Raw genomic sequence first — 14,306 nt, forward strand, 5'->3', positions numbered from 1 at the left:
TCGACCAATTCGGAATTTCCTTCATTCTATGCGACTTATGGTAGCTTTCCAGCACCGCCGAAAGAAGCGTGAGGTTGCTTAGCTGCCCACCCAATCCGCCAAACTCGGTGCATCCACAACTTTATATGGCACTCCCTTCCGAGTCAGGAACAGTTTTTCCATTTCCTTGCGCGTGAAGGGGCGGCTGCCGACCCGGCCGAATACGGCGATCTGGTCGCCGGTTTCATCGACGGCGCGGTCGCGGTCCAGACCCTTTGACATGGCAAGGGCCGGTGAAGGCGTCTTTGCCCAGGCGATCAGTTCGGGCTTTGGCTGTGGTGAAAAGCCATAGAAGTTTGGCTGGCTTTCCGGGCTGGTCAGTTGGATGACTTTCATACCGTTCCGCCCGTCCGCGACATAAGCGAACAGCGAAGCATTGGTGGTGCCGACGATCACGTCGTGGACGTCGTTCATTCGACCGCCGAAAGTCTCTTTCATATATATCACGGGAGAGGCGGGCTTGGTGATATTGACGATTACCAGTCCCTCGGCACCGCCCGCGACATAAGCATAGGTCCTCGCGAGATAGATGCGTGATGCGTTGGCGAGCACGACATTGCCTGACGGAATGGCCACTGGCGTGGCGAGGTTCGTCACGTCGAACAGCTTCAACCCTTGCGCATCCGATACCCAGAGGTAGCGAAACTGGAGCGCCGTTGCGCGGGCGTCATCCAGCGGAATTGTCGCGGTCAGCTTTGGATGCAGCGGATCATCCAGGTCGATCACGACCAGTCCGATCTTTGCGGTGACATAGGCATAATGCCCCGCCAGTGTAACGTGCCGCGCGCCGCCAAGCACATTGCCGGGGTTCCACGTCACCGCACGCTTCAGAAAGTTGTTGCGAAACTCTCCGTCGCTCATCGTCGTGATGTCGGTGAGGATCAGACCTTCCACGCTATCGGTGATGACCGCATAGTTATAGATTGGGTGAAACGCCTGTTCTTGATTGAGTGTCCGCATCTCGGGGGTGTTGCGCAACGGGTTGATCGGCTGATCGGTTGGCAACGCCATGCAGGTGGCATTGGTCGAACTGATATGCGCGTTCTGGCCGAGTGGTGAGAATGGCGCGGCGACGATGGGATTGGAGAAGCCCTTGTTGCCAATAGAGGCGACGTCATAAACCCGAAAGCCGCCGCGTCCCTCCGACACATACATATATTCGCCACGCAGTTGCAGGCAGCCGACTGCATCACGAGTGCCTTGGGTAACGTTGCGGAATTGTTCGTGTGCCTGGGTTTCGCCGGACAGATTTTTGTCGAACGTCTTCCCCCGGGTCCAGTTGATCAGCTCGCGCTTGTTCTTTTCAACGTGGAGTTTGAAATAATCGGGATAGGCATAGCGTTGCAGATAGCTGCCGAGGACGGCTTGCGGTTCATCCCATTCGGTCACGCGGATCGCCTCGAACCCGCCTTCAAGGCCGGTCCAGGCATTCATTCCGACAAAGTTTACGAAGTTCGTGCCGAGCAACAACAACTGCGACATGATCGCATTATTGTCCTCATTCGCTGAAACGTGACAGTCCGAACAGGTCTTGGTCTCGGTGGTCCGAACAGTGTGCGGGAAGTGTGGTGCAAAGGCTTGGCTTGAAAACCCGATCGCGGAGATCGGTGGCTGCTGAATATAGATGCGCTCGCGGTTGAGATTGGTCGACGACAGCACCAGTGCAGAGGTCGATCGGACCGGCGCAATGATGTTGCCCTTGGTCGCCATGTGACGGCCGAGCTGGAACATGTCGTCGCGTGCCACCTGCGGATTATACGTCGCGAAATTGCGCGTTTCTTCGCCATCGTATTTGTGGCTGGATGTTTTCCAGTTCGCCTCGATTGGCAAATGGCACCCACCACAGGAGGTCGTCCAACTCAGGTGGCAAGTGAAACAGGCCATCTTGTCATCGCCATGCGCGCGGTCGGCGGGGGCGATGCCCGGCCCCCAACCTTGAGTGTCGCTGCCGCCCATCAATTTGGCCCGCGCAGATTTGATGTTGAAATCGGGAGAGGTGCGATCGACCGAATCCTTGGTCAGATGCACACGCCATTCAAGTTTCGGGTCGGTAATGGAGCGCTGCATCAGGACGCGGCGGCCGCTATCGTCAGTCATCCATTCGAAGCGGCGCTGGCCGTCGGGGTTACGGAGCAGCGTAAGGTTCCCGCCGGCGGGTCGCGCAGCCGGTCCGCTGGTCAACAATGTCGGGTAGGCATCTGCCGTGCCGTGGCAATCCTTGCACCCGATCTCGACCGCGTTGGCCACTTCACCATAAATCAGGCCGTTGCCGTGACTGTCCTGCGCGAAATGGCAGTCGGCGCATTGCAGTCCTTTTTCGGCATGGATGTCCATCAGATGGACTGATTTTCCCGGACTCGTGCCGATCGGAACGAACTTCGGTTCGCCGTTCTTGCGCCACTTCTCGGGGTCGTCATTTGCAACGATCTTGCCATTGGCATCGAGCAAATTTCCTTCTCGATCGCGCTTCAGGATTGCCCGGAAATTCCAGCCGTGGCCGTGATAATCGGCAAACTGTGTATCCTTCATCGTCGGGTTCAGGTCGTACACATTACGCAGGAAATCGAGATCGGCCCACGACCCGCGTACGGCGGCTCCTTCAGGATTTCGGTCGAGCACCTGACGCGCGAAATCGGCCTTTGGATAGTGCTGTTCCTTTGGCCACATCCGCGGGGCATCAGCTTCGTAATCCCACATCGTGTATCCGAGGAACGAGTTCAGGAAGATGTTGGGCTGGTGCATATGACAGCCCATGCACTGGCTGGTCGGGATTGCGCGGGTGAAGGCGTGTTCGACAGGATGGCCCTTTTCCTTCTGTCCCGGTTCGCGAGAGGCATCGCCGTGGACGGCATATTCGCCCGATCGTGACGCTGTTGCGTGATCGCCGTGCTCCACGGGTTCCAATCGATCCTTGATAGTTGGATCGACGGTGGCAGTCTGACCATCGCGGCCATATTTCGCCCAGATCGACGAATGGCGCGGCTCGCGGTCATTTGCATAAACGACATGGCAGGCGGTGCAGCCCGACTGGCGATAATCGCCCGGTTGATCGTTTGTCCCCATAAACCACATGAATGGGTCGTTGAGCCGGGTCTTGTGGATATTTAGCACCGGAATCGCGACGCGCAGGCCGGTGCCGGGGCCGCGATTGGACTGCTTCAGATCGGGCCGTCCGGGTTCTTCGAGCCGCTGGATGCTGCCCGTCGGATTAGGGAGGCCGATTTCTGCAAATTGCGTCGAAATATTCCGCCCGCCACGTTCGAAAACGCGAAAAATATCTCCTGGGGGAACCACCTGCCAGGTCGGTAGCGGATACAGCACAGGTAAAGCGCCACGAGCTTGCTGATCGGGGGTAACCGTGCCGTGTGGTTCGCCGGGTGACATGATTTTCGCAGGCTCGCCAGTACGCGTATAGGCTTCACCAAAGGCGTAGTTCTTGAACGGAATAATGCCGTTATTATAGGCCGCACCACCCCATAGCATCGCCCCAGACGCCATGATCGAGCGCTCTGCAGCTTCGATCGTTTCCTGATGACATGCGCCACAACTTTCGCGGACGACGCGGTAATCGGACGGATTGACGAAGCGAACGTACTCGGGCGCTTCCTTGTTTAACAGCGTATAGCTTTGCCGTGGATTGGCAGGTGAAGGCCAGTTCCACGCCTTTGGAAAGCGGGGCATGACGTGGGCACGGTTGCGGATCGCGACGTAGCGTGGGTCGTCGAACTTATCGGTCTTTTCGGCTTCGGGCAGCGTGGCGCTGGCGTCGCCGCCGTGGCAGTCAGTGCAACCAAGAACCACGGATTCGGACTTGTGCATCGACCATGCATCAGAGGCCGAATGGCACGATATGCAGCCAGCGCTTTTTGCCTTTGCCTCGTCCAGGGTCTGGGTCGGCGGAGCAGGGGGCGTGAAACTATAGTGAATTTCCTGCGGCTTTTCGGCGTTGCTTGCACGAAGCACCGATGCCGGGACCATTAACAAAAGCAGAATCGCGAGCCAGCGCATCAAAAACTCACGATCGTATTGAAGAGCATCGAATAAAAGCGATCGTCACGACGCGAACTGGCGAACAGATCCTTGAATCCAGCGCCCGGTTGCAGGACCGCACCTGACAGGCGAAACACGACATTCTGGATGGCTTTTGGCCGAAATATCGTCGCGATCGACACGTCGTAACCGATGGATTTCGGAATGCTGCCCTCCATCCTCAGTGCCTGCAGGGTTGCAGTATTGGCGAACCAAAGATGGTTGACGTTGGTCGATATCCGCAAGGTTGGCGTGACGTCGAAGTCGGCACCCGCGCCAATCAGGACGGTGCCGGGATTGTTGAAATTCGACTGCCCCTGTTCCTTGGATGAGCGCAAATCGTTCAGGACTCCATTGCGCGAACTGATCGAAACTGCGCGTCCGCCACCTGCGAACGGGATGCTTTGGCGTATCCAGTAGCTTGTATCGGCTCCTGCAAAGATCGGGTTTTCGAATATCGCGTCGAACCCGGTTTCCTTGTTATCATAGGGTTTGCTATCACCGCTGGCGTACAGGACGGACACCCGGATACGCGCCCAGTCGGTGTCAATGCTTGGTTCGGCAGCAAAGAAATAAGCGCGGATGTCGGCCGGCTGGGATGTGAAAAAGCTGTTCCGGTCCTGCCCGAACGCGCCATAGGCCTGCGCCGTCAGGTTGATGCGGCCTATATGACCATCAAGGGCGTAGCCGATGTAGCCCACATCATATTCACGACCACGCAAATCGCCGAGCAGCGCCGGTCGGACGGGAAAGCCGTTGTTGTCGATTTCGATCCGATTGCGTTCGCGGTTCATATTGTAGGTCAGCGATATTTGACTGGTCATACCGACAACCGGGAAATCCTGTCGGTATAGATTGGCGGCGACAACCCAATCGTGCCGGGGGAATCAACAATCGAATTCAGGCCAGAGTTGGTATCCTTTTCCAGTCGCCAGAACGCCGCCAGATTGAACTGAAACCGATTGTTGTCGCGATTGCCGAAGAACCGAATGCCAAGTTGGCTGTCGTTGAACAGGAACCCGCGAAAATCCGCCTGAAATGGCTGTATACCGACACGGATTGATTCAAAGTCATAACGGTCGGACGTGTTGCGAAGGTGATAGTCCACAAATGCTTCCTGAACGCCCAGGAAGTTGTCCCAGCGATGTGTGTGGACGCTCGGTCGCACGTCGAGCACGCGTCGTTCGGAGACGTCCACGTAATTCGTATTATAGGCGAGTGTTACCCGATATTCGATCTCTGGCGGCTTGAACGCAGTCGAACCCTTGATGAGCGAAAAGCCGGCGATGAACGTCTGCGATGCCAGGATCGACTGTCCGCGCCCGAACACATCGAGACTGCCGGGGCGCCCCGTCGTTTGCACACCAACGGGCGTCGGAAAGCTGCGCGGCTCGATCACGGTGTCCGAAACTCCGGTCAGTGCGAGGAACCAGTCGTCGTGTTTCAGACCAAGAAAGCGCGGGGTCAGGCAGCGCGGAATACCCGCGGCCTTTCGTCTTGCCTGTTCCTCCTCGGTGTTGAGGCAAACGGGGCGATCGCCCTTTAGAACGTTCTGGTGATAGGGGTCGCGGACCGAATGACAGACCGCCAGAAGGCTCGGGTACAGGCTGCCCTGTGGACACAGGGTTTGGATAAGCCGCCAGCGATCGGGGACGGGGAATTCGTTCGTCGGAAAGGCCTCGGGCGGCGGTGGGTGAATTGCCCCGATATTTTCCTGCGTTATTGGGTCCGGCAATGGCTTTTCGTGCCCTGGACGTCGCCGACCGTCGATCAGTGCGCCGTCTGCGGAGATTGAGGGTTCGGCTGCGGCAGGCGGCGTTGCGGGGGCGACCTGACCGGGTGCTGGCTGTGCACTGTCCTCATCCACGAAGCGCCGCAGTATCCGTTCGCGCACGGCATCGCTTGTCCCGTTGCGCGACATCGCATTAGCTTCGCCAGATATCATCGCGAGCACTGGTAGAAATGGTGCAATGATGGCCAACTCAGCGCCCCTCGCACACATTCTGCGTCGCGGTGTCGAGAAATGGCGCGAAGGGGCATGAGACGTAACGCAGCCGAACGCCGGGGCTGTTGGACAGGGCGATCAGAATCTGGTCGGCGCGAATTGCCGTGTCCGCGTTGCCGATGCCGGTTCCGATCCGAAGGCCGCCGTTCGACGTACCCAGAAATGAAATCATGTCATCCTGATCGATACCGTCGCCCGATACGCCCAGCCCGCCGACGAGTTGCGAGCCGCGATAGACAGGCACACCGCCAGGAAAGATCTGTATCCCGTTGGCGAGTTTGGACGAGTTCGTGATTTTGGTGCAGCGTTGCGGAGTATCGGTAGGCCCGCCGGCAACGAACGCTAGATGTTCGCCGAGGTTTTGCAAAATCAATGCCGATTGTAATCCGGTTGAAAACGGCCCGAATTGGCCGATCGGACGCGATAGCGGGCCATTCGGGCGCCCGAGTTCTCCATCGGGGAAATAGGGCCGCGCCAAATTGCCGATCGAACGAACTGCAAACGCGGTCTTGCCGGTAAGCGCCACGGGATCATTCAGGAAGGTGCGAGTTTTAGGTACGAAATCACGAACGTCCTGTGACGGGTCGGACAGTAAGTCTCCACCCGCGCTGGCGCTGGAAAAGAACATCGCCGTTCGCGCTTTTTGCAGGGAGACGTCAGTGCCGAAGATCGGCGCATCGGGCGAACGCACGATGCCAAGAACGGTCCCGCTAGTATCGACAAGGCTGATCGAAACCTGCGCTCTGCTATCCAGAGGCTGACGGATTTGGGCGCGTGCACGGCTCATCACGGTGAACGCTTCTTCGAGCAGAGCGCGCGCTTCGGCGAGTGTGATCGGAGCGCCGTCGGTCCCGCTTTGCACTGGAAAACGATCGACTCCCGTACCGTCTGTCAGAACGAAAGCGTCGCGGTTGGCAAACTCTGCGGTGGTGGAGGGGCGCATACCCGACGCCTCGGTTCCATAGGCGGTGCCGGCAATAATTGCTGCTGTGCTGTAGCCCCTGATCGCGAGCAGGCTGCCAGAGCCACTGATAGCAGCATAGCTCGGGGCGGCCCCAGTGCGCCGGAACCCGGCAGATGTCGCGTCGCTATACCGCAGCAATGTTCCGTCCACCGTGATGCGATCGGCGCGAATCGTTAGGGGAGCGTCGAACCCTGTGGTCCCGGCGAGCGCGATGAACTCTTCATCACTGTTATCGATATTGGTGATGTCGGGATCGGAACCATATTGACCATCGGACATGACTCCGATGCCACCGACCAGCACGCCGTTTTTATATAATGGAAAGCCGCCCGGATCTGCCGATAGCCCCAGAGGTGAGCGCTTCGGACCGATGAGAGCTGCCGATCCGGCAGTCCCGAAACGAGTCGACAAATCGGAACAGGGAAGCGAACTGAATTGCACGCCGAACAAAGGGCCGCTCTCTAGTCCGGGGGTCTGCGACGGTGCGGGCGGGAACTGTTCCTGCACGATTTCAGATGCTGTCCGCGTCGAGAAGGCGTTGCCGCCGCTCGATAAATAAGCGCCGGTGATGGCCTTTGCGATTGCTCCTGCTGCGGCGGGAATGGTCAAATTTTGCGCGTCGATATTCTGGCCGTTTGGTGCTGGGCCAGTTACCGCCGTTGGATTCGCGCCCGTCATGTTGAACACCGCGAGTACGTTGCCGACGCGATCGGTAACGGCAATAACGGCGGGTGCGGATCGCGCCTGTGCCTCCGATACTGCTCCCGCAAGCACTGTCTGAACATCCGCCACCGACAGCGATTCCTGTGCCGGAACTGTATATTGCGCGGTCGGCGGAGGGGATGCAGGGGGTGTCGCTGCGGGCGTCCCGTTGTTATCGGTCCCGCCGCCACCGCATGAGGCGAGGAGGAGCGAAGCGATGGCAATCGTGCTTGCCGTGCGCTTGAATATCTTCATCGCAGCGTCCTGATCGTGCGAACCGCGCTGCCCAAGGCCCGGCGGAATTCGAGAGGGCGATAATCGTTCGGATCTTTCACCGCAGCATAGGCTCGGTTGATATCACCCCGGATAGCCTGAGCAGACCCCGGCGGCACCTGGCCCGCGTTGACCATCGCGTTGAGCAAGGTATCGACCGCCATCACCGACTGGGTGCTGCCGGTGTAGTCGGTGAAGCGAGGCGAAATTGCTTCGCTCGAGATACTCTCGATGATCGCCATCGTTCGGGTGCGATCGAAAGTCGCCGAACCAAATGCCTCTGCCAACGCGCGGGCCGATGCCCGGAGCTTAGTACCGGCAGCGATTGCCGCTGCTCGGCTTTCGGTATTGGCATGGTGAAATGCCTTGCTGTCGGTATCGAACCGGGCGGCGAGGACAGGGGCGATCACGCGCGCGGCGGCGGACAGCATGATCATATTTTCGTCGTTGAAGGGGGCGTGCCGGGGGCGATGTTACGGCCAGGGTTGTCGAGTGCTGTCGGTTTGAAGGTTTCTGAGTCTTCGATCCGGCGGTGGCAACTGTGGCAATCGTAGAAATAGAATTCGGGGAATGCGCCCTCTGTCCCATATTGTGGGTTTGCGTAGAGCGAGAGTGCGCGGTCGAGGGCCATTGCCTGACCGACGGCCCAGACGCGCACATTGTTGGTGCGTCCCTTTCGCGCGGCATAGTCGGCGTCTTCGTTATGATGTTGTTGTAGCGTGGAAAACAGGTCGAGTTCGAAGCTGATGCGGGGATGTCCGGCCGCCATCATGCGATGACTGACGAACTGGCCGCCGTCGGCCGAACCAAAGTGGCAATCGAGGCATACTGCCGCTTTGACCTGAGGGCGATCGAGCGGGATCATCCCTTTTGCGACGTTAGCGGCGTGAGTTCCACCGACGGCGCGGTGGCTGGCGATCCATTCCGATGAGCCGCCGTGGCAAGCCTCGCAACCCACACCATCGCTCAGGCGAAATTGCGCACCGCGTTTGCCCATGGGAGGTGCATCTGCGTGACAGCCGAGGCATTCGCCTGCCGAAGTTGCGGGTCCGATACCGAGCCGCGCAGCAATTGCGCGCCCCGAGGTGCGGACAGGACGGCATAAGCGCGCGAATGGGCACCGGTTGGTGAGGACGGTTCCTGCCAGCGCAGTATTTCATCCTGCCGGACTATTTTGCCATCGGCTTCCTGCCGTCCGTGGCAGGTCGTTCCGCCACAGGATGCTACGCCGAGGTGGATGTTGTCTGCTGGAAGGGCGGCTTTAACAGTTCCGCCGACAAGGCCGAATGTCAGCGCGGATGCGGCCAGCGCCAGGCACAATCCTGCCGCCCAGAAAGCGGCCGCGCGGCGACGTATCGTTGCACTGAAAAATTGACGCACCCGCAAATACCCCCCGTCCGGCCCCGGGAGGGGTCGGTCGATACTTCACAATCTAGCGTTGCTACCCCTTGTCGTTCCGCAACTCTAACGAAGGAGTAGCCGCCGTGGCAAGGCAGAATTGGTATTCCCGACCAGTTCGTACATCGCCCCGAAACAACGTTTATCTAAGTCCGACGAATTACCAGATTTCGAATTTCGCTCATGTCTTCCATCGCAAATTTCACGCCTTCACGACCCAAACCAGAGTCCTTCACACCACCATAAGGCATGTTATCGACGCGGTAACTTGGTACGTCGTTGATGACGACACCGCCGACTTCGAGCCGATCCCAGGCATCGAGTGTCTTGAACAGGTCGCGCGTGAATATGCCTGCCTGCAATCCGAATTTGCTGTCGTTCACTTCTTCCAGCGCGTCATTGAAGTTGCTGAACTTTGAAAGCAAAGCGACCGGACCAAAAGCTTCTTCGCGATAAGCATTTGTATTCCGGGGTGTATTCTCTAGCAACGTCGCTTCGAGCATCGATCCGTCACGCGCCCCGCCGCACAGCAGCGTTGCACCTGCGGCGACCGCCTCCTGAATCCAGCCATCGAGCCGCGACGCTTCTTTCACGTCGATCATCGGACCGATGAAAGTGTTGCGGTCCTTCGGATCGCCTGAAACCAGTGTTTTGGTCCTGGCGACCAGCATGTCGCGGAACTTATCATACACGCTCTCGTGGATGATGATCCGCTGCACGCCGATGCACGACTGGCCCGACTGGTAAAATGCACCGAACACGATCCGCTCCAGCGCATCGTCCAGATTAGCGTCGTGATCGACAATGACGGCCGCGTTTCCGCCGAGTTCCAGCACGACCTTTTTCTTGCCGGCCTTCGCCTTCAGATCCCAGCCAACGCCCGGCGAGCCGGTGAAGCTCAACAGCTTCAGGCGATCATCGGTGGTGAACAGGTCCGCCCCGTCGCGATGCGCTGGCAGGATCGAAAATGCGCCCTTCGGTAAATCGGTTTCGGCAAGGATTTCGCCAATGATAAGCGCACCGAGCGGTGTCCGGCTCGCGGGCTTCATCACGAATGGGCAGCCCATCGCAATCGCAGGTGCAATCTTGTGCGCGGCAAGGTTCAGCGGAAAGTTGAACGGCGAAATGAAACTGCATGGGCCGATCGGAACGCGCTTCCAGATGCCCTGATACCCCTTTGCGCGGGCGGCGATGTCGAGCGGCTGAACTTCGCCCGTAATCCGCACCGATTCCTCGGCAGCAATGCGGAACGTGTCGATCAGACGGCCAACTTCGCCTTCACTGTCCTTGATCGGCTTGCCTGCCTCTACGCACAGAGCATAGGCCAGTTCGTCGAACCGTTCGGTAAACCGCGTCACGCAATGCATCAGCACCGCCTGCCGCTCATAGGCCGCAAGCCGTGCCATCGGCTCCGCAGCTTTGACAGCAGCGGCAATCCCCGCGTCGATCGTCGCTGCATCTGCCTGCGCGCACCGGAACGCGACCTTGCCGGTGAATTTGTCGGTTACCTCCAGGTCGGTATTCGGCTGCTTCGCCTCGTTCGCGAGGTAAAGAGGGTAAACATCTTTCAAAATTGGCATTTCAGTCTCCGCAAACCCCCAAGCGAACTTTAAACCGCTTTGGCCAGTTCCTTGATATCGTGGTTCAGAATCCGGTCATTGTCCGAATAGTCCACGGGGCAGTCGATAAGGTGCACACCCGGCGTCGCCATGGTGTGTTTCAGCAACTGGTCGAGATGCGCCGCGCTTTCAACGCGGTGCCCGAACGCGCCATAGCTTTCGGCGTATTTCACGAAATCGGGGTTGCCATAGGTCAGGCCCCAATCCTTGAAGCCCATGTTCGCCTGTTTCCACCGGATCATGCCATAGCTGTTGTCGTTCAGGATCAGCACGGTCAGGTTCAGTTTCAGACGAACAGCGGTTTCCATTTCCTGCGAATTCATCATGAACCCGCCATCGCCACAGATCGCCATGACCTTTCGATCCGGATAAACCATCGACGACATCATCGCGCTGGGCAGGCCGGCACCCATCGTCGCGAGCGCGTTATCGAGCAGCACGGTGTTTGGTTTGTAAGCGGTATAACCGCGTGCGAACCAGATTTTGTAAACGCCATTGTCGAGGCAAATGATGCCATCGTCGGGCATTGCGCCGCGGACCTGTTCCACCAGATGTGGTGGGTAGATCGGAAACCGCTGATCGCCCGAAAGGCTGGCGGTGTGGGCAACTTCAGCGGCGCGTGCTTTTAGCATCACCCCCGAATCCCACGCGGGGTTGACTGTGATCGTCTCTTTGATTTGCCAGATCGCATTGGCGATATCACCAATGACCTCGATCTGCGGGAAATAGACCGGATCGACTTCGGCGGATTTCGACGAGATGTGAATGACGTGCGGCCCACCCGGACGCATGAAGAACGGCGGCTTTTCAATCACGTCATGGCCGATGTTGACGATACAGTCCGAAGCCTCGACCGCGCGATGAACGAAGTCACCCGCACTAAGCGCCGCACAACCGACGAACTTTGGATGGCGTTCATCAATGACGCCCTTGCCAAGCTGCGTCGTCAGGAACGGGATGCCGGTTTTCTCGACCAGTTCGAGCAGCATTTTCGATGTCATGGTCCGGTTTGCACCCGCGCCGATCACCAGCACGGGAGCCTTTGCCGCCTGAATCTTTTCAACTGCCGCGGCAACTGCCTTTGGATCTGCGGATGGACGACGCGCGATACTGCGCGGGATGGGGATCGAATCCGTCTGCTCGTCGGCGATATCTTCTGGCAATTCCAGATGAACCGCGCCGGGCTTTTCCTCCTCGGCCAACCGCATCGCTTCGCGTACCCGGCTCGGGATATTGTCCGCGCTGGCGAGTTGGTGCGTATATTTGGTGATCGGCCCCATCATCGCGACAACATCGAGAATCTGGAAACGGCCCTGCTTTGACTTCTTGATCGGCTTTTGCCCGGTAATCATCATCATCGGCATTCCGCCAAGCTGGGCATAAGCACCGGCTGTTACGAAATTGGTCGCGCCCGGTCCGAGTGTCGCGAGACAAACTCCGGTTTTACCCGTGTGCCGACCGTAAGTCGCGGCCATAAAGCCCGCGCCCTGTTCATGGCGTGTCAGGATCAGTTTGATTTTGGTGGATCGCGAAAGTGAATCGAGGAAGTCGAGATTTTCCTCTCCGGGGACACCGAAAATATACTCGACACCCTCGTCTTCGAGGCACTGGATGAAAAGGTCAGAAGCCTTGGTCATGAGTCGCATATCCCCCGTTTAAATCTTAGCAGCGATCCGTGCGGGTATGTTCCCGCATCAGCAGCGGATCGCTACCAGTATCGGGCGGGCAGGTCCACGCGCTTTACATGACAATTACGCGAGATTTAGCTTCCAATCCCAGCCAAGCGCATCGCCATCCATAACCTCTACTCCCGCGTTAACCAGATTGTCGCGAATCCGATCTGATTCAGCAAAATCCTTGGTCGCCCGCGCATCTTTACGAGCCGCCAGCAACGCCTCGATGTCGTCCTCCGTCAGGGGCGCATTGTCAGGTCGCAAACGCAGGTCGATGCGTTCGATACTGTCGAGCCGCAGACCCAGAACCGCATCCATCCGTTCGACCAGATGAAGCCTGACAGCCGGGCGAAATGCCTTTGTCGTCGCAGCTTCCTCGATCAGCGGCAGCGCGCGGGGCAGGGCGAGATCGTCGCTGATCGCCTCATCGAATTTTTCGAGAAGCGCGATGGCGGCGGGTGGCAGTACGACCTCATCCTCATTCCCGCGCAGGGGCAGCACGACCATCACCAGCCGCTTCAGCCGCGTCAGCGCCGCCATCAGATTCTCACCCGAAAACTCCAGTTCGCTGCGATAATGGGCGGACAGGCACATCAGGCGATAGGCGAGGGGGTGGACGCCGCGATCGACCAGCGCCTGTAACGTCGCGATCTCCCCCTTGGATTTCGACATCTTTGCCGTGCCATCGCCGCTCTCGTTATTGGCTTCGTTACTGGTCCGCGTCACGAGGAAGTTGTTGTGCATCCACCAGTTCGCGCCGGTCGCGGACGTACCGGTAAATGCCTGATTCTGTGCGATCTCATTCGGGTGATGAATCTCGCGGTGATCGATGCCGCCGGTGTGAATATCGAACTGTGGTCCCAGATATTTGATGCTCATTACCGAGCATTCGAGATGCCAGCCCGGCGCGCCTTTGCCCCACGGGGACTCCCATTCCATCTGGCGCTGCTCGCCCTCTGGCGATTTGCGCCATATCGCGAAATCGGATGCGTGGCGTTTGCCCCCCACTTCGGCAATCCGGCCTTCGCCTTCATCGGTGACGGCGCGCGCAAGGCTGCCGTAATCGGGCACTGTGCTGCTGTCGAAATACAGGCCGGTCGGCAATTCGTAGCAATGTTCGGGGGCGATCTTTTCCGCGAAATTCACCATGTCGTCGATATGATCGGTGGCAACCGACCAGCGCGTGGGCTGGCGAATGTTCAGCGCGGCGACGTCGGCCTTGAACGCTGTCGTATAATAGGCAGCGATATCCCAGATCGTCTTTTTCTCACGAGCCGCCGCTGCTTCCATCTTGTCGTCGCCCGCATCGGCATCGGACGTCAGGTGGCCGACATCGGTGATGTTGATGACGTGCGTCGTCTCCAACCCCTTATATTCCAGCGCCCGCCGCAACGTGTCGGTGAACACATAGGCCCGCAGATTGCCGAGATGGGCGTAGTGATAGACCGTCGGCCCGCATGAATAGATACGCGCGTGCCCCGGTTCGATGGGAGCGAATGGTTCGACGGTGCGGCTCAGGCTGTTGAACAAGCGGATGGGTGAATTGGTCATGAGGACGGCGTTGCGGCAACCCCGCGCTATTCGTCAACTGGCGACAGCGCCCC

The 14,306-nt window shown here is 58.6% G+C and carries 8 protein-coding genes and 1 pseudogene; all 9 read right to left on the reverse strand.

Features of this window, described 5'->3' with window-relative positions; all coding sequences use genetic code 11:
- Positions 1–78: 78 nt before the first annotated feature.
- The 9 genes and pseudogenes from D3Y57_RS17925 to cysS all read right to left on the reverse strand — a co-directional run bounded on the left by D3Y57_RS17925 (position 79) and on the right by cysS (position 14,253).
- On the reverse strand, positions 79–4,047 hold the full coding sequence (locus D3Y57_RS17925; RefSeq protein ID WP_121154791.1) for a hypothetical protein: 3,969 nt from the start codon (positions 4,045–4,047) through the stop codon (positions 79–81).
- Positions 4,047–5,989, reverse strand: a pseudogene (locus D3Y57_RS17930) (hypothetical protein). Before D3Y57_RS17930 ends, D3Y57_RS17925 begins: the two are co-directional and overlap by 1 nt.
- A 61-nt stretch (positions 5,990–6,050) precedes the next feature.
- Positions 6,051–7,994: a heme-binding protein gene (locus D3Y57_RS17935; protein WP_121154794.1), complete on the reverse strand. Its 1,944-nt coding sequence runs from the start codon at positions 7,992–7,994 to the stop codon at positions 6,051–6,053.
- Positions 7,991–8,449 (reverse strand): hypothetical protein, encoded by a 459-nt coding sequence (locus tag D3Y57_RS21445; RefSeq protein WP_347400399.1) that lies wholly within the window; start codon positions 8,447–8,449, stop codon positions 7,991–7,993. The genes D3Y57_RS17935 and D3Y57_RS21445 overlap by 4 nt, the downstream gene beginning before the upstream one ends.
- Positions 8,446–9,009 (reverse strand): hypothetical protein, encoded by a 564-nt coding sequence (locus tag D3Y57_RS21450; RefSeq protein WP_347400400.1) that lies wholly within the window; start codon positions 9,007–9,009, stop codon positions 8,446–8,448. The genes D3Y57_RS21445 and D3Y57_RS21450 overlap by 4 nt, the downstream gene beginning before the upstream one ends.
- Positions 8,979–9,392 carry a hypothetical protein gene (locus D3Y57_RS21455; protein WP_347400401.1) on the reverse strand — a complete coding sequence of 138 codons (414 nt, stop codon included), beginning with the start codon at positions 9,390–9,392 and terminating at the stop codon, positions 8,979–8,981. The genes D3Y57_RS21450 and D3Y57_RS21455 overlap by 31 nt, the downstream gene beginning before the upstream one ends.
- A gap of 164 nt (positions 9,393–9,556) precedes the next feature.
- Positions 9,557–10,990, reverse strand: a complete 1,434-nt coding sequence (locus D3Y57_RS17945; protein ID WP_121154796.1) for an aldehyde dehydrogenase family protein — start codon at positions 10,988–10,990, stop codon at positions 9,557–9,559.
- A 29-nt stretch (positions 10,991–11,019) separates the two neighbouring features.
- Complete coding sequence (locus D3Y57_RS17950) at positions 11,020–12,666, reverse strand: acetolactate synthase large subunit (protein WP_121154799.1); 1,647 nt, start codon at positions 12,664–12,666, stop codon at positions 11,020–11,022.
- 114 nt (positions 12,667–12,780) lie between these two features.
- Positions 12,781–14,253, reverse strand: a complete 1,473-nt coding sequence (gene cysS / locus D3Y57_RS17955; protein ID WP_121154801.1) for a cysteine--tRNA ligase — start codon at positions 14,251–14,253, stop codon at positions 12,781–12,783.
- Positions 14,254–14,306: the final 53 nt, after the last annotated feature.

Source organism: Sphingomonas paeninsulae (genome assembly GCF_003660165.1).
Taxonomy (GTDB): domain Bacteria; phylum Pseudomonadota; class Alphaproteobacteria; order Sphingomonadales; family Sphingomonadaceae; genus Sphingomonas_O; species Sphingomonas_O paeninsulae.

What these genes read in the sequence shown, in the direction of transcription:
- D3Y57_RS21445 (WP_347400399.1), bottom strand. Translation starts at nt 8,449, where the DNA reads ATGATCATGCTGTCCGCCGCCGCGCGCGTGATCGCCCCTGTCCTCGCC.
- D3Y57_RS17945 (WP_121154796.1), bottom strand. Translation starts at nt 10,990, where the DNA reads ATGCCAATTTTGAAAGATGTTTACCCTCTTTACCTCGCGAACGAGGCG.
- D3Y57_RS17925 (WP_121154791.1), bottom strand. Translation starts at nt 4,047, where the DNA reads ATGCGCTGGCTCGCGATTCTGCTTTTGTTAATGGTCCCGGCATCGGTG.
- cysS (WP_121154801.1), bottom strand. Translation starts at nt 14,253, where the DNA reads ATGACCAATTCACCCATCCGCTTGTTCAACAGCCTGAGCCGCACCGTC.
- D3Y57_RS21450 (WP_347400400.1), bottom strand. Translation starts at nt 9,009, where the DNA reads ATGGGCAAACGCGGTGCGCAATTTCGCCTGAGCGATGGTGTGGGTTGC.
- D3Y57_RS17935 (WP_121154794.1), bottom strand. Translation starts at nt 7,994, where the DNA reads ATGAAGATATTCAAGCGCACGGCAAGCACGATTGCCATCGCTTCGCTC.
- D3Y57_RS17950 (WP_121154799.1), bottom strand. Translation starts at nt 12,666, where the DNA reads ATGACCAAGGCTTCTGACCTTTTCATCCAGTGCCTCGAAGACGAGGGT.